24 protein-coding genes are annotated in these 20846 nt (G+C 71.7%); 17 read left to right on the top strand and 7 right to left on the bottom strand.

The genetic code is table 11. The annotated features are described in order from the left end of the window. Window positions 1-2 precede the first annotated feature (2 nt). The 11 genes from ABT084_RS05675 to ABT084_RS05725 all read left to right on the top strand — a co-directional run bounded on the left by ABT084_RS05675 (window position 3) and on the right by ABT084_RS05725 (window position 8552). A complete protein-coding gene (locus tag ABT084_RS05675) occupies window positions 3-389 on the top strand; it encodes a TadE/TadG family type IV pilus assembly protein (RefSeq protein ID WP_351038409.1) in 387 nt (128 codons plus the stop codon). Between the two features lie 8 nt (window positions 390-397). After that, window positions 398-781 (top strand): TadE/TadG family type IV pilus assembly protein, encoded by a 384-nt coding sequence (locus ABT084_RS05680; protein ID WP_351038411.1) that lies wholly within the window; start codon window positions 398-400, stop codon window positions 779-781. Continuing rightward, on the top strand, window positions 778-2274 hold the full coding sequence (locus ABT084_RS05685) for an ATPase, T2SS/T4P/T4SS family (protein WP_351038413.1): 1497 nt from the start codon (window positions 778-780) through the stop codon (window positions 2272-2274). The genes ABT084_RS05680 and ABT084_RS05685 overlap by 4 nt, the downstream gene beginning before the upstream one ends. Further along, window positions 2271-3209, top strand: a complete 939-nt coding sequence (locus ABT084_RS05690; protein ID WP_351038415.1) for a type II secretion system F family protein — start codon at window positions 2271-2273, stop codon at window positions 3207-3209. Before ABT084_RS05685 ends, ABT084_RS05690 begins: the two co-directional genes overlap by 4 nt. 64 nt (window positions 3210-3273) lie before the next feature. Then, entirely contained in the window at window positions 3274-4164 is an 891-nt protein-coding gene (locus ABT084_RS05695; protein WP_351038591.1) for a DUF5936 domain-containing protein, read from the top strand. A 4-nt stretch (window positions 4165-4168) separates the two neighbouring features. Beyond that, window positions 4169-5524, top strand: coding sequence for a sensor histidine kinase (locus tag ABT084_RS05700; protein WP_351038417.1), 1356 nt, complete (start codon window positions 4169-4171; stop codon window positions 5522-5524). Further along, window positions 5521-6219, top strand: coding sequence for a response regulator (locus ABT084_RS05705; protein ID WP_351038419.1), 699 nt, complete (start codon window positions 5521-5523; stop codon window positions 6217-6219). The genes ABT084_RS05700 and ABT084_RS05705 overlap by 4 nt, the downstream gene beginning before the upstream one ends. A 110-nt stretch (window positions 6220-6329) precedes the next feature. Next, window positions 6330-6581, top strand: coding sequence for a hypothetical protein (locus tag ABT084_RS05710; RefSeq protein ID WP_502968840.1), 252 nt, complete (start codon window positions 6330-6332; stop codon window positions 6579-6581). Beyond that, entirely contained in the window at window positions 6578-7219 is a 642-nt protein-coding gene (locus ABT084_RS05715) for a pilus assembly protein TadG-related protein (RefSeq protein ID WP_351038421.1), read from the top strand. Before ABT084_RS05710 ends, ABT084_RS05715 begins: the two co-directional genes overlap by 4 nt. Before the next feature lie 30 nt (window positions 7220-7249). Beyond that, window positions 7250-7834 (top strand): hypothetical protein, encoded by a 585-nt coding sequence (locus ABT084_RS05720; RefSeq protein ID WP_351038422.1) that lies wholly within the window; start codon window positions 7250-7252, stop codon window positions 7832-7834. Between the two features lie 4 nt (window positions 7835-7838). Beyond that, the gene (locus tag ABT084_RS05725) at window positions 7839-8552 is read left to right on the top strand and encodes an OmpA family protein (RefSeq protein WP_351038424.1); all 714 of its coding nucleotides are present in this window, start codon (window positions 7839-7841) and stop codon (window positions 8550-8552) included. A gap of 37 nt (window positions 8553-8589) precedes the next feature. On the opposite strand, the gene ABT084_RS05730 is transcribed toward ABT084_RS05725, so the two are convergent. Further along, entirely contained in the window at window positions 8590-9228 is a 639-nt protein-coding gene (locus tag ABT084_RS05730; protein ID WP_351038426.1) for a TetR/AcrR family transcriptional regulator, read from the bottom strand. Between the two features lie 98 nt (window positions 9229-9326). On the opposite strand from ABT084_RS05730, the gene ABT084_RS05735 reads away from it, so the two are divergent. Then, on the top strand, window positions 9327-9812 hold the full coding sequence (locus tag ABT084_RS05735; protein ID WP_351038428.1) for a nuclear transport factor 2 family protein: 486 nt from the start codon (window positions 9327-9329) through the stop codon (window positions 9810-9812). 48 nt (window positions 9813-9860) lie between these two features. On the opposite strand, the gene ABT084_RS05740 is transcribed toward ABT084_RS05735, so the two are convergent. Further along, window positions 9861-10436, bottom strand: a complete 576-nt coding sequence (locus tag ABT084_RS05740; RefSeq protein ID WP_351038430.1) for a TetR/AcrR family transcriptional regulator — start codon at window positions 10434-10436, stop codon at window positions 9861-9863. A gap of 118 nt (window positions 10437-10554) precedes the next feature. On the opposite strand from ABT084_RS05740, the gene ABT084_RS05745 reads away from it, so the two are divergent. From ABT084_RS05745 to ABT084_RS05755, 3 genes are all read left to right on the top strand, one after another. Next, on the top strand, window positions 10555-12153 hold the full coding sequence (locus ABT084_RS05745) for an MDR family MFS transporter (protein WP_351038432.1): 1599 nt from the start codon (window positions 10555-10557) through the stop codon (window positions 12151-12153). 269 nt (window positions 12154-12422) lie between these two features. Beyond that, window positions 12423-13286: a polysaccharide deacetylase family protein gene (locus ABT084_RS05750; protein ID WP_351038434.1), complete on the top strand. Its 864-nt coding sequence runs from the start codon at window positions 12423-12425 to the stop codon at window positions 13284-13286. 189 nt (window positions 13287-13475) lie between these two features. After that, window positions 13476-13802, top strand: a complete 327-nt coding sequence (locus ABT084_RS05755; protein ID WP_351038436.1) for a nuclear transport factor 2 family protein — start codon at window positions 13476-13478, stop codon at window positions 13800-13802. 19 nt (window positions 13803-13821) lie between these two features. Here ABT084_RS05755 and ABT084_RS05760 read toward each other — a convergent pair whose 3' ends face one another. Continuing rightward, window positions 13822-14964, bottom strand: coding sequence for a serine hydrolase domain-containing protein (locus ABT084_RS05760; protein WP_351038438.1), 1143 nt, complete (start codon window positions 14962-14964; stop codon window positions 13822-13824). A 176-nt stretch (window positions 14965-15140) separates the two neighbouring features. Between ABT084_RS05760 and ABT084_RS05765 the strand changes: the two genes are divergently transcribed. Further along, on the top strand, window positions 15141-15761 hold the full coding sequence (locus ABT084_RS05765; RefSeq protein WP_351038440.1) for a hypothetical protein: 621 nt from the start codon (window positions 15141-15143) through the stop codon (window positions 15759-15761). A 256-nt stretch (window positions 15762-16017) separates the two neighbouring features. On the opposite strand, the gene ABT084_RS05770 is transcribed toward ABT084_RS05765, so the two are convergent. The 3 genes from ABT084_RS05770 to ABT084_RS05780 form a co-directional block, all read right to left on the bottom strand. Continuing rightward, the gene (locus ABT084_RS05770; RefSeq protein ID WP_351038441.1) at window positions 16018-17301 is read right to left on the bottom strand and encodes an extracellular solute-binding protein; all 1284 of its coding nucleotides are present in this window, start codon (window positions 17299-17301) and stop codon (window positions 16018-16020) included. A 302-nt stretch (window positions 17302-17603) separates the two neighbouring features. Continuing rightward, window positions 17604-18221 (bottom strand): SMI1/KNR4 family protein, encoded by a 618-nt coding sequence (locus tag ABT084_RS05775; protein WP_351038443.1) that lies wholly within the window; start codon window positions 18219-18221, stop codon window positions 17604-17606. 85 nt (window positions 18222-18306) lie between these two features. After that, entirely contained in the window at window positions 18307-18723 is a 417-nt protein-coding gene (locus ABT084_RS05780; RefSeq protein WP_351038444.1) for a DUF192 domain-containing protein, read from the bottom strand. Between the two features lie 123 nt (window positions 18724-18846). Here ABT084_RS05780 and ABT084_RS05785 point away from each other — a divergent pair, with 123 nt between their 5' ends. Continuing rightward, on the top strand, window positions 18847-19575 hold the full coding sequence (locus ABT084_RS05785) for a prepilin peptidase (RefSeq protein ID WP_351038446.1): 729 nt from the start codon (window positions 18847-18849) through the stop codon (window positions 19573-19575). Between the two features lie 142 nt (window positions 19576-19717). On the opposite strand, the gene mgrA is transcribed toward ABT084_RS05785, so the two are convergent. After that, the gene (gene mgrA / locus ABT084_RS05790) at window positions 19718-20755 is read right to left on the bottom strand and encodes an L-glyceraldehyde 3-phosphate reductase (protein ID WP_351038448.1); all 1038 of its coding nucleotides are present in this window, start codon (window positions 20753-20755) and stop codon (window positions 19718-19720) included. Window positions 20756-20846: the final 91 nt, after the last annotated feature.

Here is a 20846-nt window from a genome sequence, read left to right on the forward strand (position 1 = left end):
GGGTGGGCGCCGGGGGGCGCCGCACGGGCCGGGTGCGTGCGGGCGGCGACCGGGGGCAGGTGGCCATCGAGTTCCTGGGGACGGTCCCGCTGATCCTGCTGCTGGTGGCCGCGGTGTGGGAGTGCGTCCTGATCGGCTACGCGTTCTCATTGGCGGGCAACGCGGCCGACGAGGCGGCCCGCGCGGGCGCGGCCCGCGGCGACGGCGCCTGCGCGGCCGCGGCGAGCCGGCACATCGGCGGCGCCTGGCGGATGACCTCCAGCTGCCGGACCTCCGGCGACATCTACAAGGCGACCGTCACGCTCAACCTCCCGGTGCTCTACCCGGGGCTGGACATCGGGGTCCCCATCGTCGGCGAGGGCGGATCCGCGAAGGAGAGTGCGAGGTGAGGAGGGGCATGGTGAGCCATCGCAGGAGGGGCCGCGGCGACCGGGGCCAAGTGGCCCTGGAGTACATCGGGTTCGTGCCCATCGTGCTCTTCGTCGGGCTCTGCGGGATTCAGCTGGGCTGGATCGGCTACGTCCACGAGCAGGCCGACACCGCGGCCCGTACGGCCGCCCGCGTGGAGGCCCGTACCGGCGGTGGCGGCGAGGCGGCGGGCAGGGCGGCGATCAGCGGCGGCCTCGCCTCCCGCGCGCAGGTCGTGGTCTCCAAGAACGCCGACGCGGTGACGGTGACGGTGACGATCTCCATCAACTCCATCGTGCCCGGGCTCGACGTCTCGCCCGCCACCCGCACCGCGGTCATGCCCAACGACGACCCGAAGGTGACCGCACCATGAGCCTGCGTTCCCGGGTCAACACCCCCGACGACCGGCACTCCCCCCGCGAGGACGGCCGGCTGGTCTCCGCCTACCGCGCCAAACTGCTGGAGGAGATCGACCTCGCCGAGATGTCCGCCCTCGCGCCCGCCGAGCGCCGGGCGCGCCTGGAGCGCGTACTCGGCCACATCATCAGCCGCGAGGGGCCCGTCCTCTCCACGGTGGAGCGCGCCCAGCTGATCCGCCGGGTCGTCGACGAGGCCCTCGGGCTCGGTGTGCTCGAACCGCTGCTGGAAGACCCCTCCATCTCCGAGATCATGGTCAACGGCCCCGACCAGATCTTCGTGGAGCGCGGCGGCCGGGTCGAGCGGCTCCCGCTGCGCTTCGCCTCCCACGACCAGCTGATGCAGACCATCGAGCGCATCGTCTCCACCGTCAACCGCCGTGTGGACGAGGCCAATCCGATGGTCGACGCGCGCCTGCCCAGCGGCGAGCGCGTCAACGTCATCATCCCGCCGCTGTCGCTGACCGGCGCCACCCTCACGATCCGCCGCTTCCCGCGCGCCTTCACCCTGCACGAGATGATCGGCCTCGGCTCGCTCGACGAGCAGATGCTGCTCCTGCTGTCCGGGCTGGTCCAGGCGAAGATGAACGTGATCGTCTCCGGTGCCACCGGCACCGGCAAGACCACCCTGCTCAACGCGCTCTCCGGGCTGATCCCGGAGGGCGAGCGGATCATCACCATCGAGGACTCCGCCGAACTCCAGCTCCAGCAGCCCCACGTGATCCGCCTCGAATCGCGCCCGGCCAACGTCGAGGGCAAGGGCCGCATCACCATCCGCGACCTCGTCCGCAACTCCTTGCGCATGCGCCCCGACCGCATCATCGTCGGCGAGGTCCGCGGCGGTGAGACCCTCGACATGCTCCAGGCCATGTCCACCGGCCACGACGGCTCGCTCGCCACCGTCCACGCGAACAGCTCCGAGGACGCCCTGATGCGGCTGCAGACCCTCGCGTCGATGTCCGAGGTCGAGATCCCCTTCGAGGCCCTCCAGGACCAGATCAACAGCGCCGTCAACGTCGTCGTCCAGCTGACCCGCTTCGCCGACGGCTCGCGCCGGATCACCGAGATCTCGATCCTGGACTCGCACGGCCGCGAACCGTTCCGGATCACCACGGTCTGCCGGTACGCCGCCCAGCCCCCCGGGCCGGACGGCCGCGTCCTCGGGTACTTCGAGTACTACCCACTGCCGCGCCGGATCGCGGACCGGCTGTACATGAACAACCAGCCGGTCCCGCAGGCCTTCGGGGTCGCGCTGCCGGGCGGCGCCGCCCCGTACCCGTCGCTCCAGCCGCACCAGACCTACCAGCCGCATCAGCCGCACCAGCCGACCCCGACACATCAGCCGCACCAGTCGATACCGCCACACCAGCCGCACCAGTCGATACCGCCACACCAGCCGCTGCACCCGCACGATCCGCTGGATCCGCTCGACCCCCGGACCGTCCTGTGAACAGTCTCGTGCTCCTCACCCTCGGAGCCACCCTGCTGGCCGGCCTGCTGGTCGTCCTCGGCGTACACGCGTACGCCGCCGGACGCGCCCAGCGCGCGGCCCTCGTCGAACGGCTCTCGGCGAGCGGCGAGCCCCCGCCCACCGGCCGCGCGCGCCGCTTCCGCGGTGTCGACCGCAGGCTGCGCAAGACCACGCTCGGCCGGCGGATCGAGCTGAAGCTCGCCACGACGGGACTCGACCTGACCCCGGGCGAGTTCTTCGTCTACATGCTGGCCGCCGTCGCCGCGGTGTGGCTCCTGTCCGTCGCCTTCCTGGCCCCCTTCTTCGGCCCCGTGGCGGGCCTGATCGGGCTCTGGGCGGCCAACGCCTTCCTGAACTGGCAGCGCTCCCGGCGCACCGAACGCTTCATCAACCAACTCCCCGAACTGGCCCGCATCCTGGCCAACGCCACCCAGGCCGGCCTCGCCCTGCGCACGGCCATCGGCATCGCCGCCGAGGAGCTGGAGGCCCCGGCGGGCGAGGAGCTCTCCCGGGTCGCCGACCGGCTGGCCATCGGGCACTCCATCGAGGAGGCCCTGGGGGAGATCGCCGAGCGGCTGCCCTCGCGCGAGCTGGTCGTGCTGGTGTCCACGCTGGTGCTGTCCGCGCGGGCGGGCGGGGCGATCGTAGGCAGTCTGCGCAACCTGACGGTGACCCTGGAGCAGCGCAAGGAGACGCGGCGCGAGATCCGCACGCAGCTCTCGCAGGTCACCGTGACGGCGTACCTGGTGCCCGCGATCGGGCTGGCCTCGCTGCTGCTGGTGGACGCGATGATGCCGGGCGCGCTGGACCGGATGACGGGCGCGTTCATCGGACAGACCGCGGTGCTCGTCTCGCTCGGTCTCTTCGCCCTGGGGTTCGTCCTCATCCGCCGCCTGTCCAAGATCGACGTGTGAGGGCCGCCGGATGACTTCCTCGATGGCTGTTCCCCTGGCGGCCGCGGTGGCGACCAGCGGCTGGATCGGGCCCGTACTGGCCCTGGTCGTCGGCCTGTGCGTCTTCGGCGCCTTCCACGGCCTGCGCCTCTACCGCGCCGACACCAAACTCCCCACCGACCTGGCCCTCGCCCTGGAGGTCGGCGCCTCGCGGACCACCGCCGTCGGCTCGCTCGTCGACCGGATGGGCATCCGCTGGGCACCGATGGTGCTGCGCCTGATGGGCCGGGACCGGGTGGCCCGCAAGCGCCGCCAGATCGACATGGCGGGCAATCCGGCCGGTCTGACCATCGACCGCTACGCGGCGCGCCGCGCGGTGTACGGACTCCTCGGCGCGCTCGGTGCCTTCGCGATGCTGATCAACGGCCAGCTGGTCGCGGCGCTGCTGATGGTCGCGTTCGGGCTGTTCTGGATCGAGGCCGGCCTCTGGTCGGCGATCCGGGTCCGGCGCGACCACATCGAGCGGATCCTGCCCGACTTCCTGGACGTGCTCGCGGTCGTGGTCAGCGCCGGGCTCGGCTTCCGGCAGGCGCTGGAGCGGGTCTCGGACAAGTACGAAGGCCCGTGGGCCGACGAGGTGCGCATCACGCTCCAGCAGATGAACATGGGCGTGAGCCGCCGCCAGGCCTTCGACGAGCTGCGGCGGCGCAACGACTCGGAGCAGGTCGCGCAGTTCGTCACCGCGCTCCAGCAGGGCGAGGAGCTGGGCTCGCCCATCGTCGACACGCTGATCGCGATCGCCGAGGACATGCGCCGCACCGACGCCCAGAACGCCCGCCGCCGGGCCGCCCGCGCGGTGCCGAAAGCGACGTTCGCGGTCACGATGTTCATGCTGCCCGGGACGCTGATCCTGCTGGTCTGCGGCTTCGTCTACGGCGCGAACGTCGACTTCGGCGCGATCCTGGGGGGTGGCTGAGGCGATGGCCGCACTGTCCGCACCGTCGTTCGCGGGGCCGGACGGCTGGGTGGCGCGGGTGGCCCGGGTGGCTTGGGGGGCCCGGGTGGGCCGGGGTGTCCGGGGTGTCCGGGGGGCGCACGGCCGCCGCCGGGGGGCCGCTGAGGCGGCTCCGTCCCTGCCGCTGTCCCTGCCGCTGTCTCTGCCGCTGCCTCTGCAGGTCAACGCGCTTCAGGCGCTCTGCCGCCAGGTCTTCGCCTTCCGGCTGGTGATGATCGCCCTCGGCGCCCCGATGGCGCTCACGCACACCGCGCCCGGCCTGCCGCTGTGGCTGGTCTCGGGGGCGCTGCTGACCGTGTTCATGTTCTCGTACGGCCTCTTCCGCGACTGGGAGCGCTTCGGCCCCCGGCTGCTGCGCCACCCGTGGCTGCTCGCGGTGGACATGGCCTTCAGCGCCCTGCTGCTGATCACCGCGAGCCCCGAATCCCCGCTCGGCTTCGTCTCGGTGTGCACCCCGCTGCTGGCCGGGCTGGTCCAGGGGTGGCGCGGTTCGGCCCTGTACGCGGCCTTCCAGGCGGTGGTGGTGGCCGCGCTGGCGCACCACGTCCCGGCCGCGTACCTGCTGGCCACCCTGTGTCTGCTGGCGGGCGCGGCCGGGTCCAGCCTGCGCGGCCTGCTGCTCCGGGTCGGGGAGGCGAGCCGGGCCCTGACGGAGACCCGGGCCCGGCTGGCGGTCGCCGAGGCGGTGCGCGAGGAACGGGCCCGGCTGGCCCGGGAGATGCACGACTCGGTGTCCAAGACCCTGCACGGCCTGGCCCTGGCGGCGGAGGCGCTGGGCCGGACGGCCGACCCGGAGGCGGTGCGCGGCCAGGCCGCCCTGATCGCCCACGCGGCCCGCCGCGCGGCGGCGGAGTCCCGGGAGCTGCTGTGCGACCTGCGGGATGCGGACGCGGCCCCCGCGGCCCCGCTGGCGGAGGAACTGGCGTGCTGCACCGGCCAGTTCGCCGGGGCGGTGCTGTCGCCGCCGCCACCGACCGGGCTCCCGGACTATCCCCCGCGGGTACGGCGCCACCTCCTGGCCATCACCGCCGAGGCCCTGGAGAACAGCCGCCGCCACGCCCGGGCGACCCGGACCACGGTGACGGCGTCCGTCGCCGACGGCCTGTTCACCCTCACGGTCCGGGACGACGGCCGCGGCCTCGCCGTGGACGTGCGGCCCGCCGCTTTGCGGGCGGAGGGCCACTTCGGCCTGCTCGGCATGCGGGAGCGGGCGGCGGCGATCGGCGCGGACCTCCGCGTCGGGGCCGCGGCCCCGACGGGCACGGAGGTCCGCTTGACGGTGCCGGTGCCGGTGCCGGTGCCGGAGAGGGGGGCGCCGTGACACCGCCGCCCCGCCCCCTCCGCGTCCTGATCGCGGACGACAACCCGGTGGTCCGGGCGGGCCTGGCCGCCCTGCTGGCCACCCAGGACGACCTCACGGTGGCGGCGGAGGCCGCCGACGGCCGCGCCGCCCTCCACCTGACCCGCGTCCACCGCCCGGACGTGGTCCTGCTGGACGTCCGGATGCCGGGCGTGGACGGCATCTCGGCCCTCCCGCACCTGGTCCAGCTGGCGCCCGTACTGATGCTGACGTACAGCCGGGAGTCCGAAGTCATCCGCGAATCCCTCCTCTTGGGCGCCGCGGGCTACCTGGTCCACGGCGAATTCACCCCGGACCAGCTGACATCGGCGGTCCGCGACGCCCACGAGGGCCGCGCGAACTTCACCTCGACCCCGTCGAGCATCCTGCTCGCAAACCTCCGAGACCCTTCGCAACAGCAACGAGTTGTGGCACAGTCTTCTATGCAGCACCACAACCACGCGGCATTCGGCCTGAGTTCGAGGGAGGTGGAGGTAATGGACCTGATCGCATCCGGAATGAGCAACCAGCAGATCGCCGCCACCTGCTTCATCAGCGAGAAGACGGTCAAGAACCACATCAACCGGATCTTCGCGAAGCTCCACAGCAGCACCCGCAGCGAAGCCATAGCCCGCTGGCTCGGAACCGCCCGTCCAGGAGTGACCGGCCATGGCTAGCCACGACCCGCATTGGGCCCGCAATTGGGCCCCGGGACCCTTGGGCTCCCCCCTCCCCACCCCGTACGGTCCGCAAATCGACAGCGGCACCGGACCGGGAGGACCCCTCTATGTCACACAGCACGCTGCTGAAGGCCACCGTGCAGACGAAGATCCGCGTCAGCGGATGGACGAACACGGCCACGACGAAACTCCGCAAGCGCTACGAGACAAGGGACCGCGGCCAGACGGCCTTCGAGTACCTGGGCATCATCCTGGTGGTCGTAGTGATCATCGGCGCGATCGTGGGCTCGGGGATTGGTACGGCGATCACAAACAAGATCGCCAAGGCTGTCGAGAGCATCAAGGCCGGCGGCAGTTGATCGCAGCGGGACGACGCGATCGAGGGCAGGCCTTCCCCATCTATGTCGTGGTGGTGGCGGGCCTGCTCTTTGCTGCGCTCGCCTTCTTCGTCATCGCACAGGCGGCGGTTACGCGGAGTGATGCGCAAGGAGCCGCCGATGCGGCCGCATTGGCCGCAGCGCGCCAGGCCAGGGACAACCTGCAGCCGGGTCTGGACCTCGCCACCTTGAAGCCCGGGGACTGGGAGCGGCTGCTTCAAGGGGCGTTCTTGAACACCAACGGGGCCTGTGCCAGGGCGGGAGACTTCGCCAGCGTGAATGGCGCAACGGCGACCTGTACGCACAGCCTGCTTCGCTTCGCCGTGGTGGTGCGAACGAACGGCACGGTGGGAAGTTCGGTGGTGCCCGGTACCGAAGACATGCATGGTTCGGCCAAGGCCACCGCCGCGATCGAACCCCGCTGTCACCTCGGCGCCGGCTCGACAGAGCCCAGCCCGGCGCCGTCGAGCACACCTGAGCCGGGCGGCGGGGGTGCGCAGACACCTCCATCCGTAGCGATCGAATGTGATGACAGCGGCAGCATCCAGTTCGACCCTCTTCATCCGAAGCCGTGGAGCACGCTGGCCAGAAGCCTGTTCAGCGTACGACTGGTCGACTGATAGCGAACGAGAGAAAAGGAAGCGGCACACATGAGCATGCGGCACGCGGTGCAGGCCCGCGGGGGAGCGGCCGTAGTGACTGCGGTGGCTTTGGCCCTCACGCTGGCCGGATGCGGCGGTGGTGACGACAAGCCGAAGGAGTCGCAGAAGTCGTCTGTGGCGTCCCCGGGCGGTAGCCCACAGGCGTCCGCGCCGAGTGGGGGCCAGAGTTCGGCACCTCCCCAGGTCCTCGCTACCGTGAACGGCCCCTCGAGCACGGTGCTGACGATCAACTCGGTCGCGCGCGATCAAGCTGGGTTCCTCACGGTCAACGGGCAGATCAAGAACGGCGGCAGTGAAGCCTTCGTGGAGACCGCTGCCTGGCGTGGAGATGAACGCAGCGCGAGCGCAGCATCGGTGGCGGGTGTCACGTTGGTCGACAAGGCGGGGAAGAAGCGGTACTACGTGCTTCGTGACACGGAAGGCAGGTGCCTGTGCACGATCGGCCTCACGCGCATCGGTGCTGGAGAAAGCGTTCCGTTCTTCGCCCAGTTCCCCGCACCGCCCGCGAACGTCACAGATGTCGACTTCAACCTCCCCACCTTCGCCACGGCCACCATCAAAATCTCCGGGTGACGCCATGACCACACGCTCACGCTCACATACACGCCACCGCGCAGCCGCCGCCACCGCCGTGGCCGCGCTCGTCATCGCCGGGGGGCACATCCTCGGCGCGACGAGCGCCCACGCCGACGACGCGCCCAGCCCACCCCCCGGAACCGCACCCCCCGGCACCACACCCCCCGGCGCCACCCCCACCGGCTCCGTACCCCCCGGGACCGAGGCGTCCAGCGCGGCCCCCGTGCCCATCGACTCGAACTCCCCCGGGCTCAAGATCCCGCAGGGCGGCACCCTCGCACCCGCCAAGGTGCTCGACATCGCCGAGGTCGTCGAGGACCTCGGCGGGGAGCAGCGGCGGCAGGAGACCAACCAGAACGTCATGATGGCCCTCCAGTCGGAGGTCCTCTTCCCCGAGAACAGCGCCGTCTTCAACGCCCAGGCCGCGGCCCGCATATTGGCCATCGCCAACGAGATCAACCAGCAGAAGGCCACGCGCGTCCGCGTCTTCGGTTTCACCGACGACCAGGGCAGCTACGAGCACGGCCAGGAGCTCTCCAAACAGCGCGCCGAGGCCGTGCACGCCGAGCTGGCCAAGACGGTCACCAACCCCAGCGTCGTCTTCGACATCCGCGGGTACAGCGAGGACTACCCGATCGCGGACAACAGCACCGAAGAGGGCCGCAAGAAGAACCGCCGCGTGGAGATCACCTTCCCGCGCGGCAGCGACAAGTAGCGCCCGGCCGGCCCGGCCCACGGCCGCGCCACCGACGTCAGCGGGACCCGCTCCGCGCCAGGAGCAGTTCCGCCATCTCGCGCGCCCGCAGGGCAGGCGCCGGGCCGGGATCCAGGGCCGCCACCGTCGTCGCGCCCTCGACCAGGACCATCAATTGGTCGGCCAGCCGTGTCGACTCAGATTCGGACGCGGACGCGGACGCAGATTCGGACCCGGCCTCGGCCCCGGGCTCGGCCCCCGACGCCGCCGACACCTTCGCCCCCGACACCTTCGCCACCGCCAGCTCGCCCAGCAGCTCCCGCAGCTGCTCCTTGTGCCGCTGTACGACGTCCCGCACCCCGGCCGGTCCCGCGCCCAGTTCCCCGTGCGCGTTCAGGAACGCGCACCCCCGGAAGCCGGGCTCCGTGAACCATGCGGCCAGCCAGTCGAACACCGCCGCCACCGGCTCCGGCCCGGCCGTCACGGCCGCTCGCAGGCTCGCCATCCACCGCTGGTCCCGGCGCTCCAGGTAGGCCGTGACCAGGGCTTCCTTGGCGGGGAAGACCCGGTAGAGCCGCTTGAGCGGCACCCCGGACTCCGCGCGGATGCGGTCCATGCCCACGGCCTGGATGCCCTCGGCGTAGAACAGCGCCTCCGCCGCGTCCAGCAGCCGGGCCCGGGCCTCTTCGTCGTCCATGGGGGCAGCGTAGTCCAGTTTCGCTTGCGATGAGAACGCCCGTTCTCTACGGTGAGAACGTACGTTCTCCACCTCTCGCCGCATCGGAAGGCCCCGCCATGTCCTCCTCCACGCCCTCCACGCCCCTCACGCCCCCCACGCCCCCCACGTCCTCCACCGCCGGCACCCCACTCCGCCCGCCCCTGCCCCCCTTCACGGAGGAGACCGCCCGGGCCAAGGTCCAGGCCGCCGAAGACGCCTGGAACTCCCGCGACCCCGACCGGGTCGCCCTCGCCTACACCGAGGACTCGGTCTGGCGGAACCGGGACCGCTTCCTCACCGGCCGCGCCGAGATCCGGGCCTTCCTCGCCGACAAGTGGACCCGCGAACTCGACTACCGCCTCCGCAAGGAGCTGTGGTCCTACACCGGCAACCGCATCTCGGTGCGCTTCGAGTACGAGTGGCACGACGCGACGGGCCAGTGGTGGCGCAGCCACGGCAACGAGCAGTGGGAGTTCGCCCCGGACGGCCTGATGCACCGCCGCGAGGCCAGCATCAACGACATCCCCCTCACCGAGCCCGAACGCCGCCTGCGCACCCCCTGAGCCCGCGGACCCGGCCGGCATGCGCGGCGGACCGGCGCGGACCCGGGCCTACCCGTGCGAGTGGGCCCGGGTGATCAGGTCCGTCGCGACCTCCAGGGCGGCCAGCCGGGTCTCCTCCGGGTCGGCCTCCACGTGCTGGAGGAACATCATTCCCGCGTGCAGGGTGAAGATCGCGCTGACGCAGCGCACCTGGTCCGGCAGCGGGGCTTCGTCCGTGCGCAGCAGGTCGACCATCTTCAGCATCCGCTTCTTGACGATCTCTCCGATGCTCAGCTCGCGCATCGTGGCCTGGTTCTCCTGCATGAAGCGGTACAGCTGGGCGCCCGAGCACATCGCCTCGCTGTAGCGGCGCAGCATCTCCTGCTTCGTCTCCAGCGTGCGCGGCTGCTCGCCGGCCCAGGTGATCAGTTCGTCGATCGGGCGGGTCGTGTCGTCGAAGATGCTGATCAGGATTTCTTCCTTGGTCTTGAAGTGGTAGTACAGCGCCGCCTTCGTGACCTCGAGTCGCTCCGCGATCTCCCGGAGTGACGTCTTCTCGTACCCCTGCTCGGCGAAGAGCTCCAGTGCGACGTCCTGGATGAGCTGGCGCGTGTTGCCACGGCGCGGCTGCGGACTGCTGGACATGGGGCACGCTCCATTTACTTACTTGACGCCCGGCTAGTTACGGGTCTACTTTCCCCAGTGTAGTGAACTAGCCGGGCGGCAAGTAAGTGCCCGGGCGCCATCGGGGAGTGGGACGGACATGAGCAAGACATCAGAGGCGAAGCCCGGAGCGGGGACGGAGTCGGCCCAGGACGGGCCCAAGCCGCGCAGTGTGCGCGTCGTGCTGCTCGCGCTCATGATCGCCATGCTGTTGGCGATGCTGGACAACATGATCATCGGTACGGCGATGCCGACCATCGTGGGCGAGCTGGGCGGCCTGGAGCACCTGTCCTGGGTGGTCACCGCCTACACCCTCGCCACCGCCGCCTCCACCCCCATCTGGGGCAAGCTCGGCGACATGTACGGACGCAAGGGCTCGTTCCTCACGTCCATCGTGATCTTCCTGGTCGGCTCCGTGCTCAGCGGCATGGCCCAGGACATGGGCCAGCTCATCGGCTTCCGCGCGATCCAGGGCCTCGGTGCCGGTGGCCTGATGGTCGGCGTGATGGCGATCATCGGCGACCTCATCCCGCCCCGTGAGCGCGGCAAGTACCAGGGCATGATGGCCGGAGTCATGGCCCTCGCGATGATCGGCGGTCCGCTCATCGGCGGCACCATCACCGACCACTGGGGCTGGCGCTGGTCCTTCTACATCAACCTGCCGCTGGGCGTGATCGCCCTCGCGATGGTCACCGCCGTCCTGCACCTGCCCAAGAAGAAGACGCAGGGCAAGATCGACTATCTGGGTGCGGCCCTGCTGACCCTCGCGATCACTTCCACCGTCCTCGTCACCACCTGGGGCGGCACCGAGTACCCGTGGGGCTCCGGCGAGATCATCGGTCTGATCGCCGTCGGCCTCGTCTCCATCGCCGCGTTCCTCTTCGTCGAGACCCGCGCCGCCGAACCGGTCATGCCGCTGCACATCTTCCGCAGCCGCAACTTCACCCTGATGTCCGTGATCGGCTTCCTCACCGGCTTCGCGATGTTCGGCGGCGTGCTCTACCTGCCGCTCTTCCAGCAGTCCGTCCAGGGCGCCTCGGCCACCAACTCGGGCCTGCTGCTCCTGCCCATGCTGCTGTCGATGATGGTCGTCTCGCTCATCGCGGGCCGCGTCACCACCAACAGCGGCAAGTACAAGATGTTCCCGATCGCGGGCGGCGCCCTGATGGTCGTCGGGCTGTTCCTGCTCTCGCAGATGGACACCGGCACCAGCCGCCTGATGTCCGGCGTCTACATGGCGGTCCTTGGCGCCGGTCTCGGCTTCCTTATGCAGATCACCATGCTCGTCGCGCAGAACAGCGTCGACATGAAGGACATGGGCGTCGCGTCCTCCTCGGCCACCCTCTTCCGTACCCTCGGTGGGTCGTTCGGCGTGGCCCTGATGGGCTCGCTGTTCACCAGTCAGGTGACGAAGACCATGACCGACCGGCTCGGCCCGGAGGCCGCCGCCAAGTCCGGCTCCGCGCAGCTCGACGCGGCGCACCTGGCGCAGCTCAAGCCCGTGGTGCGCGAGGCGTACCAGCACGCGGTGGCCGCCGGTACGCACTCCGCGTTCCTGCTCGGCGCGGGCATCGCGGTGGTCGGCTTCGCCGCCGCCTGGTTCGTCAAGGAGGTGCCGCTGCGTGGCGCCGGTCCCGCGGCGGGCGGCTCCAAGGGCGCCGAGGCGGCCGCGGCCGCGCAGGCCACCGTGGCTCACTGACACCTGCCGTACGGCCCCGGCCCGGCCCCCGTGGAGGACACCTCCGCGGGGGCCGGGCCTTTTGCCGTTTCCCGCGGGCCGCGGCCCGCGGCCCCCGCCCCCCCGGCGCCCGTCCCGGCGCCCGGCCTCCTCCGCCGGCTCCGGAATCGGGTGATCAAGGACCAAGATCCCATTACGCGGACTTTAAGGCCAAATGGCCCGCAACCCGTCCGCCGTGGCCGCCGTCCTTCCCCACAGACGCTCAACAGCGAAGGGGGAGTGGACGGTTCATGGAACGCATCACGAAGCCCGGGATCCGGGCCCGGATAGCCGTCGGCGCGGCGGCCGCGGCCGTCGCGGCCACGGTGTGGGGAGCGGCGACGATCGCCGCGCCCGCGCACGGCCACGACGGCGGGCACGGCGGCGGGCACGACCAGGAGAACGTCTCCCGCCAGAGGGACCCGGCGGAAGGAGCTCCCGCGGCCGGAGCCCCGGCGGATCCGCGGGGCGGGGGCGCCCCCGAGGGCGTACCGGGGGCGGTCCCCGACACCCTCACGCACGCCTCCGAAGCGGGCGCGAACGCCGTCAACATCACCATCGACGACGGCCCCGACCCGACCTGGACCCCGAAGGTCCTGGAGGTGCTCCGGAAGCACGGGGTGAAGGCGACGTTCTGCATGATCGGACCGCAGGCCAAGGCGCACCCCGACCTGGTCAAGCAGGTCGTCGCGGACGGCCACCGGCTCTGCGACCACACCATGGACCACGACACCGGGATGGACAAGAAGCCGGTGGAGTACCAGAAGCAGCAGATCATGGCCGCGAAGAAGCTCATCGAGGCCGCGGCGGGCGGCGGCGCGCAGGTGGACTACTACCGGGCCCCCGGCGGGGCGTTCACCCCCGAGAGCCGGGCGCTCGCCGCCGCCGCGGGCATGCGCCCGCTCGGCTGGAACGTCGACACGAAGGACTTCAGGAAGCCCGGCACCGCCGCGATCGTGAACGCGGTCAAGCAGGAGCTGCGGCGCGGCCCGACCGTCCTCTTCCACGACGGCGGCGGCAACCGCGAGCAGACCGTCGAGGCCCTGGACCAGGTGCTGTCCTGGCTGCGGGAACAGGGCCGCCCCACCGGCTTCCCGGCCCGGACGGCCCCCTGACACGCCGTCGGGGTGGCGAACGGGTGAGGATCGGCTCCCGCCCGCCGACTCCGGTGTTCCCTGGTTCCGCGGGTAGGCGCGCCCCGAGCCCGCACGCCCGCACGCCCGTACGTCCCCACGCCCGTACGTCCGTACTCGCCGTACGTCCGTACGCGCCCCGTACGTCCTTACGCCGACCAGGAGGCCCCCGTGACCATCGCACCCGACCAGCTGAACGACCCGGCCGTCCGCGCCTTCGTCACCGCCGTCAACGCCGGCGACAGGGAGGCCGTGTTCGCGGTCCTCACCCCGGACGCGACCATGTCCGACGACGGCTCGGACCGCGACGTCCAGCAGTGGACCGACAAGGAGATCTTCGCCTCCGACGGTCACATGGACGTCGAGTCCCAGTCGCCCAACGGGCACGCCCTCGTCGTCAACTACCGCAACTCCACCTGGGGTGAGATGCGCACCTCCTGGCGGTTCGTGGTCACCGACGCGGGCCGGATCAGCCGCTTCGAGACCGGCCAGGCCTGACGCCTGAAGGCCGCCCCCGTCAGCCCTGAGCCGCCGCCCGGGCCGCCGCCAGCACCGCCGCCGTCAGCGGCCCGTTCTCCGGAGCCGTCCCGCCCGGGAAACCGAAGCGGCGGCGCGTGTAGCCGTACGCCACTTCGGTCACCGGGTCGGCGAAGCCCAGACCGCCCGAGGCTCCGCAGTGGCCGAAGGCCTGCGGCCCGACCTGTGGCTGCTGCTCGAAGCCCAGTCCGAAATGATCCTTCTCCGGCGTCACCAGGTCGTCACCCGGGGTGTGGAGCCTCGCGAACTCGGCCGCCGTCTCCGGCGTGAGCAGCGCGGGCCGCCCGGCCTGCTCGCCGATGGCCGCCGCGTACATCCCCGCGACACCGCGCGCCGTGCCGATGCCGCCCGCCGACGCGGGACCGCGCGTCTTCACCGCGGGATGGTTCGCGAAGGCCACCAGGTCCATCGGGGGCCGGATGTGCCAGTTGAACGCGGTCTCCATCAGCTTCGGCGGCGGCGGGCCGCCCGCCAGCGCCGCCAGCCCCTCCTTCGTCGGGACCTGTGCCAGCACCGGCTTCCAGCGCGCCTCCAGCTCCGCCGGGAGGCCGATGTAGAGGTCCAGCCCGTAGGGCGCGCGGATCCGCTCCTCGTAGATCTCCGGCAGGGTCCTGCCGGTCGCCCGGCGCACGACCTCGCCGGTCAGCGCGCCGATCACGAAGGCGTGGTAGCCGTACCCCGTCCCCGGCTCCCAGTACGGCTTCTGCCCGGCGAGGCGGGCCGCGATCAGCGCGTCGTCCGCGACCTCGTCGAGGGTGAAGCCCTCCGGGGTGTTGATCAGGCCGGACCGGTGGGAGAGCAGCCCGCGCAGGGTCAGGCGCTCCTTGCCGTCCCCGGTGAACTCCGGCCAGTACCGCGACACCGGAGCCTCCAGGTCCAGTACGCCGTCCTGCACCAGCAGGGCCACGATCAGGTACACCGCGCCCTTGGTGATGGAGTACACGCCGGTCAGGGTGTCCCCGTCGGTGTCCTCGCCCGCCCACAGGTCCACGACGAGGCGGCCCCGGTGGTGCACGGCCAGCTGGGCCTCGGGGGAGGCGGCCTCGGCCGTGGCGAAGGCCGCGAACTCCTCCCGCACCGGCTCCCAGCCCACCGCCACCGTCCCGCTCACCCGAACCGCCATGCCGTCCCCCTGCTGTGTCGTGGATCGTCGACCACCGCGTGGTCCCAGCAGCGCCAACGGGCCCCGGTCGGGTCATATTCCTGGCGCGCCGCAGTCCGTCACCTCGTGCGCTCCCGTACGAGTGAACGCGCGCCCGGTGTCGTTCCGGCCCGCCACGGGGGCCCGTTGGGCAGCGCATGAAGCGCACCCGTATCGCCGCTCTCGCCCTCGCCACCGCCGCCGCGGCCCTCGCGCCCGCCCTCGTGGAGGCCTCGGCGACCGAGGTCGCGTCGTACCTCCAGGACCCGGCCGGCGGCGAGAAGACGATGAAGTCCCGCTGGACGAAGGACGAGATGCACAAGCTGGAGGCGCAGTTCCGCTTCCACCCCGGGGTCCAGTACAAGACGGTGACCGCCCCCGGCCCGCCCGGCGCCTCGGAATGGGAGGCGCAGAAGGCCGACCCCAAGACGCTGGCCTGGCAGCCGAAGTTCGAATTCGCCTGGTCGGTGTCGGATTCCACGCTGGTGAAGAAGGCCGTCACCACGAAGAACGGCAAGCACCCCATCACCCTGTACGCGGTGGTGCGCAGGGCGGACGGCACGAAGGCGGCGGAGGTCCGCAGCGACTCCCGGAGCCGCCCGGCCACCGGCCGCGCCACGGTCGGCGGGGACAAGCGGATCGCCTGCGACACGGGCGAGTACACGGTCGAGTGGTCGGCCACCCGCTCCGGCTACGGCACCCTCGACGGCAGCCTGCGCTGGGACTCCAGCTGCGAGCAGTACCGCACGGCCTTCTCCGGCAACAACGGACAGCACTAGGCACCGTGGTCCGGTCTGCAGCAGCGTCGGGGTGCCGACCGGGTGGACCCGGGAGTGCGGCGAGGCCATCGGGTGGCCCGGGGCGCCGCGGACGCCTTGTGGGCGCTGTGCGGGCGGGCGGGCGGGCGGGCGGGGCGTGACTCGGGTCGAGTGCCGGGGTGCCGTGGGGGCCGTCGTGCCGCGCGGGGTGGGTGGCGGCGGGGCCCGGGGTGCCTGGGTCCGGGGGTGGACGGTTCGGGGGTGGACGGCTCGGGGGTCAGTGGCGCTTGGATTCGTCGCGGGCCTTCTCCGCGATGCCTTCCAGGACGCCCTTCGGGTCGCCCGACGGGTCCACGGCGTGGCCGATGTTGCGCTTGATGGTGTCGCTGACCGTCACCCAGGACGGGTCGTTGACCGGGTAGAGCTGGGCGCCGCGCAGGGCGGTGAGGAACTGCTCGTCCCCCTTGTCGAGGCCGTCGCCGGAGGGGGTGCGGGACGCGGAGATGGTGGAGGGCAGCAGGTGGTAGCGGCCCGCGAAGGCGCTGAGGTTCTTGTCCTGGTAGACGAAGTCCAGGAAGCGGCCGATCTGGTCGCGGTGGCCGTTCTGCTTGAAGGCCATCATCCAGTCGGCGACACCCACGGCCGGCGGGGTCTCGCCGTTGCCCAGGGTGTCGTTGACCGGCATGGTCACCGTGCCCACGCCGATCCCCTTGGCCTTGGCCTCGTGGAGGAGCGACGGGTAGCCGTTGAGCATGCCGACCTCGCCGCGCAGGAACGCGGCGAAGGCGTCCTGGCGGTTGAGCTGCGAGGGCGGTACCGGCCCGAGCAGGCCCGGGACGACCAGGTTCTCCTTGATCCAGCGGAAGGTCTCGACGTTCGCGTCGGAGGCCAGGCTGTAGTTGCCGCTGCTGTCGGCGTAGCCGCCGCCGTTGCTCAGCTCCCAGATCATCGCCTCCGCGTGGGCCTCCTCCGGGCCGAGCGGCAGCGCGTACGGGAACTTCACCCCCTTGTCCTTGAGCGCCTTGGCCGCGCTCTTGAGGTCCGACCAGGTCCGGGGGGCGCTCACGCCGGCCTTCGTGAAGAGGCTCTGGTTGTAGAAGAGGAGGCGGCTGCTCGCCACGAAGGGCAGCCCGTAGAGGGTGTTGCCGACGGAACCGGCCTCGGCCAGTGGCGCCAGGAAGTTCGCCTCGGCGGAAACCGACAGCAGTTCCTCGGCCGAGTAGAGCTTGCCCTGCGCAGCGAAGTCGGAGTAGCCGCCCATGAGGGCCATGTCGGGGGCCTTGCCCGCCTTCACCATTTTGCTGACCTCGCGGTCGATGTCGGTCCACGGCATGAGGGTGACCTCGACCTTGACGCCCGGGTGCCCGGCGGTGAAATCGCCCGTCATCTTGTCCCAGAAGGACTTGGAGCTGGTGCCCGGACCGTCTCCGTATTCGGCGGCGATCAACCGCAGCGTCACGTCGTCACCGCCACCACCTGCGCCGGAGCCGCAGCCGGCCAGCGGAACGAGCAGACCGAGCACGACCGCGCCCGCGGCCGAACCGAACGTTCTTCGTCGCACGAGAGATTTCCCCGAGTTTCTTTTGTAGCCCGACGTTACTTATGAGTTGCTCCCGACCGGGGTGTCCCACTCGGCCCGTTGGCCGGAATTCTCTCCTGGGGAAAGGGGATTGATTCCATTGGGGCGGAACTTGTGGTCAATGCTCCAACTCACGCTTTTCAGCCTGGTGTTTTCCGATATGTGATCAACAATTCGGACGCGCGTAGACATACCGAAAAGCCCGTTTCCGGCCGGAAACGGGCTTGGTGGGCACTCGGCGAGCGGGGATGGCCGTAAAACGGCGATGGAGGGCCGGCGGCCCGTCAGTCGGCGAATTCGCCCGCGTACGGGTCCGGCTCGCCCGTCTCGGGGTTGCGGCCCTCCTGCCAGCGGCGCTGGGCCTTGCGCCAGTGCACGAAGCCGAGCTGCTCGCCGTCCCAGAAGGTGATGCCGACGGGGCTCATGTCGAACTCGTCCGAGCACATCCGCAGCAGGAACTCCGCCATGCCGTACGGGTACACGGCGAAGACGTCGGCGGTGTGCCGCCCGCACACCAGGACCGGCCAGCGGTCCGGATCGGGGTCGGTGGTCAGCCAGCAGAGGATGTCGGCGCCGCCGACCACGCCCCAGGCCAGGATCGACTCCGGGTCGATGTCGAAGGCGGCCCGGCCGCCCTCCGCCGCCCACAGGGCGCGGGCGTTCGCGGTCTCCTCGGCGATCTCGGCCGGGGCCCACTGCGGCCCGGGCTTGGGCAGCGGCAGCAGGATGGCCGCCTCGCCGTTGATGGTTCCCGCGCCGAAACGGCCCATGAAGGCGACGTAGTCGGCGGGGAAGCGCGTGCCCCAGACCGCCTCGGCGGCCTGCCAGTCGATGTCCTCATCGGCGCCGTGTGTCGCGGACATGATCTGTTCCAACGCCTTGACCTGCGCGTTCTCTGCCACAGCCGCTCCCCGACGATCCCGCACCCCGCCTGATGCCCAACCGTCCCAACTTACCGTGCGCCGGGGGCGGGTCCCAGTGCCGCGGTCAGCCCCGGTCCGAGCCCGTTTCCGAGCCCGGGCCCGCGCCCGCTTCCGAGCCCGTTTCCGAGCCCCGCTCCACCCGCACGCTCACCCCCCGCCGCAGCCCCCACCCCGCCATCGCCCCCGCCGCCGCCTCCAGTACGTGACGCGAGCGCGGCCGCGGCAGCCCGAGGCGGCCCGGGACCATCGTGCGCACCGCCAGCACCCGCAGCCGCCGGTCCAGGTAGGCCACGTCGATGGCGAAGCGCATCCCGACGGTGTGCACGCTCCCGGCCGGGGTCAGCAGCAGCGCCCCCTCGATCCCGTCCCGCCCCAGCAGCCCCCGGGTCCGGGCGCGGTACGAGGCCGCCACCTCCAGCGGTACCGCGCCGCCCTCCGGGAGGCCGAGCGTGCCCGGGCCGTCCTGCCAACGCCGTGCCATCCGCGTCCCCTCGCTCCCGGCCGGCGGGGTCCCGGCCGGGACCAGTCTGCGCCGGGGCGGGCGGCCGGGCCATGGGTCCCCGGGCCCATGACCCCCGCCGCGCCGGGGCCTACGGTCGGCGGGATGGGCGTGGTCGTGATCATCTTTGCCGCCGGGTACGGCGTGGCCGCCGGGCTGCTCCTGCCGCGGGCGGCCTACCGGCTCGGCGTCGAGCCGGGGGAGCCGTGGCGGGCGAGCTGCCCCCGGGGGCACCCGCTGGGCCGCGGGGTGCGCGGCTGGCTGGGGCCCGCGCGGTGCTCCGGCCGCGCCTACGGGCCCGGCGCCACCCGTACGGCCGTACTCGCCGCGCTGGTCTGCGCGGCGTTGGCCGCGGCCGCCGGGGCCCGGCCCGAGACGGCGGCCTTCGTCGCGCTGGCGCCCGCACTCCTCCTGCTCGCCCTGGTGGACCTGGCCGTGCACCGGCTGCCCGACGTGCTGACCCTGCCGCTGGCCGCCGCGGTGGCCGCGCTGCTCGGGGTCGCGGCCCTGCTGCCCGGGGCCGCCGGGTCCTGGCGGCTCGCGCTGCTGGGCGGGGGCGCGCTCGGGGCGGCGTACCTCGTGCTCTTCGCGGTCAACCCGGCCGGGCTCGGCTTCGGGGACGTCAAGCTCGCGCTCCCCCTCGGGGTCGCTCTTGGGTGGTACGGGTGGGGGGTATGGGCGGCCGGAGCGTTCCTGGGCTTCCTCTACGGCGCCCTGTACGGCCTCGCCCTTGTCCTGCGGGGCCGCGCGCGGGGCCGCGACCCCTTCCCCTTCGGCCCCTTCATGGCGGCCGGCGCGCTCACCGGAATGCTCCTCGGCGGATTCGGAGCGTAGTGGTGGCGCGGCAATGCACGCAGCAGGCTTTACGAAGGGTTATGGTGGAACCCCCCCCTCGGGCCGGTCCGTATCCCCCCCACGGACCGGCCCGTTTTTCGTCTCCGGCTCCCCGGACCCGAGGGAACGGGGAACCCGCAGGTCACCCCCGCTGGGCCCAGATGTTGGTCCCGGGCGTCGAGACCGCGTACGCATCGATCTCCTTCAGCTCCTCCTCCGTGAGCGCGGCGCCCGTCAGCGCGGCCACGTTCTCCTCCAGCTGGCGCACGCTGGAGGCGCCGATCAGCGCCGAGGTCATCCGCTCGTCGCGCAGCACCCAGTTCAGGGCCAGCTGCGACAGCGACTGCCCGCGCCGGGCCGCGATGGCGTTCAGCCCGTTCAGGCGGCGCACCACGTCCTCGGAGAGCAGGTCCGGGTTCAGGGACTTGCCCTGGGTGGCCCGCGAGCCCTCCGGGATGCCCTTGAGGTACTTGCCGGTCAGCAGCCCCTGCGCCAGCGGCGCGAAGGAGATGCAGCCCATGCCGGCCTCCTCCAGGGTGTCCAGCAGGCCGTCCTCCTCCGTCCAGCGGTTGATCATGGAGTACGAGGGCTGGTGGATCAGCGGACGCACGCCCATCTCGCGCAGGATCCGCACGGCCTCGGCCGTTTGCTGCGCCGTGTAGGAGGACACGCCGACGTACAGCGCCTTGCCCTGCTGGACCGCGGACGCGAGGGCGCCCATGGTCTCCTCCAGCGGGGTGTGCGGGTCGAAGCGGTGCGAGTAGAAGATGTCGACGTAGTCCACGCCCATCCGCTTGAGCGAGGCGTCGAGGGAGCCGAGCAGGTACTTGCGGCTGCCCCACTCGCCGTAGGGCCCGGCGTGCATGAGGTAGCCGGCCTTGGTGGACAGGACCAGCTCCTCGCGGTGGGACGCGAAGTCCTGCGCGAAGATCTTGCCGAAGTTCAGCTCGGCGGAGCCGGGGGGCGGCCCGTAGTTGTTGGCCAGGTCGAAGTGGGTCACGCCGAGGTCGAAGGCCCGCCGCAGGATCGCCCGCTGGTTCGCCAGAGACGCGTCGTCCCCGAAGTTGTGCCAGAGTCCGAGCGAGATCGCGGGGAGCTTGAGGCCGCTGCGGCCCGTGCGCCGGTACTCCATGGAGTCGTAGCGCGAGGGCTCTGCCCGATAGGGATTGGTATCAGTCACGTTGTCCTCCCTATCACGGACTTGTGACCGACCGAGTTGGGTGAGGCATCCGCAAGCGCAGTAATGTGGCGGCCTTGAGGGGGGACCGCAA

It is taken from the genome of Streptomyces sp. NPDC002138, assembly GCF_040296485.1.
Lineage (GTDB): Bacteria > Actinomycetota > Actinomycetes > Streptomycetales > Streptomycetaceae > Streptomyces.

What these genes read in the sequence shown, in the direction of transcription:
- ABT084_RS05720 (WP_351038422.1), top strand. Translation starts at nt 7,250, where the DNA reads ATGAGCATGCGGCACGCGGTGCAGGCCCGCGGGGGAGCGGCCGTAGTG.
- ABT084_RS05765 (WP_351038440.1), top strand. Translation starts at nt 15,141, where the DNA reads ATGAAGCGCACCCGTATCGCCGCTCTCGCCCTCGCCACCGCCGCCGCG.
- ABT084_RS05750 (WP_351038434.1), top strand. Translation starts at nt 12,423, where the DNA reads ATGGAACGCATCACGAAGCCCGGGATCCGGGCCCGGATAGCCGTCGGC.
- ABT084_RS05700 (WP_351038417.1), top strand. Translation starts at nt 4,169, where the DNA reads ATGGCCGCACTGTCCGCACCGTCGTTCGCGGGGCCGGACGGCTGGGTG.
- ABT084_RS05785 (WP_351038446.1), top strand. Translation starts at nt 18,847, where the DNA reads ATGGGCGTGGTCGTGATCATCTTTGCCGCCGGGTACGGCGTGGCCGCC.
- ABT084_RS05780 (WP_351038444.1), bottom strand. Translation starts at nt 18,723, where the DNA reads ATGGCACGGCGTTGGCAGGACGGCCCGGGCACGCTCGGCCTCCCGGAG.
- ABT084_RS05680 (WP_351038411.1), top strand. Translation starts at nt 398, where the DNA reads ATGGTGAGCCATCGCAGGAGGGGCCGCGGCGACCGGGGCCAAGTGGCC.
- ABT084_RS05760 (WP_351038438.1), bottom strand. Translation starts at nt 14,964, where the DNA reads ATGGCGGTTCGGGTGAGCGGGACGGTGGCGGTGGGCTGGGAGCCGGTG.
- ABT084_RS05745 (WP_351038432.1), top strand. Translation starts at nt 10,555, where the DNA reads ATGAGCAAGACATCAGAGGCGAAGCCCGGAGCGGGGACGGAGTCGGCC.
- ABT084_RS05725 (WP_351038424.1), top strand. Translation starts at nt 7,839, where the DNA reads ATGACCACACGCTCACGCTCACATACACGCCACCGCGCAGCCGCCGCC.
- ABT084_RS05730 (WP_351038426.1), bottom strand. Translation starts at nt 9,228, where the DNA reads ATGGACGACGAAGAGGCCCGGGCCCGGCTGCTGGACGCGGCGGAGGCG.
- ABT084_RS05740 (WP_351038430.1), bottom strand. Translation starts at nt 10,436, where the DNA reads ATGTCCAGCAGTCCGCAGCCGCGCCGTGGCAACACGCGCCAGCTCATC.
- ABT084_RS05685 (WP_351038413.1), top strand. Translation starts at nt 778, where the DNA reads ATGAGCCTGCGTTCCCGGGTCAACACCCCCGACGACCGGCACTCCCCC.
- ABT084_RS05735 (WP_351038428.1), top strand. Translation starts at nt 9,327, where the DNA reads ATGTCCTCCTCCACGCCCTCCACGCCCCTCACGCCCCCCACGCCCCCC.
- ABT084_RS05710 (WP_502968840.1), top strand. Translation starts at nt 6,330, where the DNA reads ATGTCACACAGCACGCTGCTGAAGGCCACCGTGCAGACGAAGATCCGC.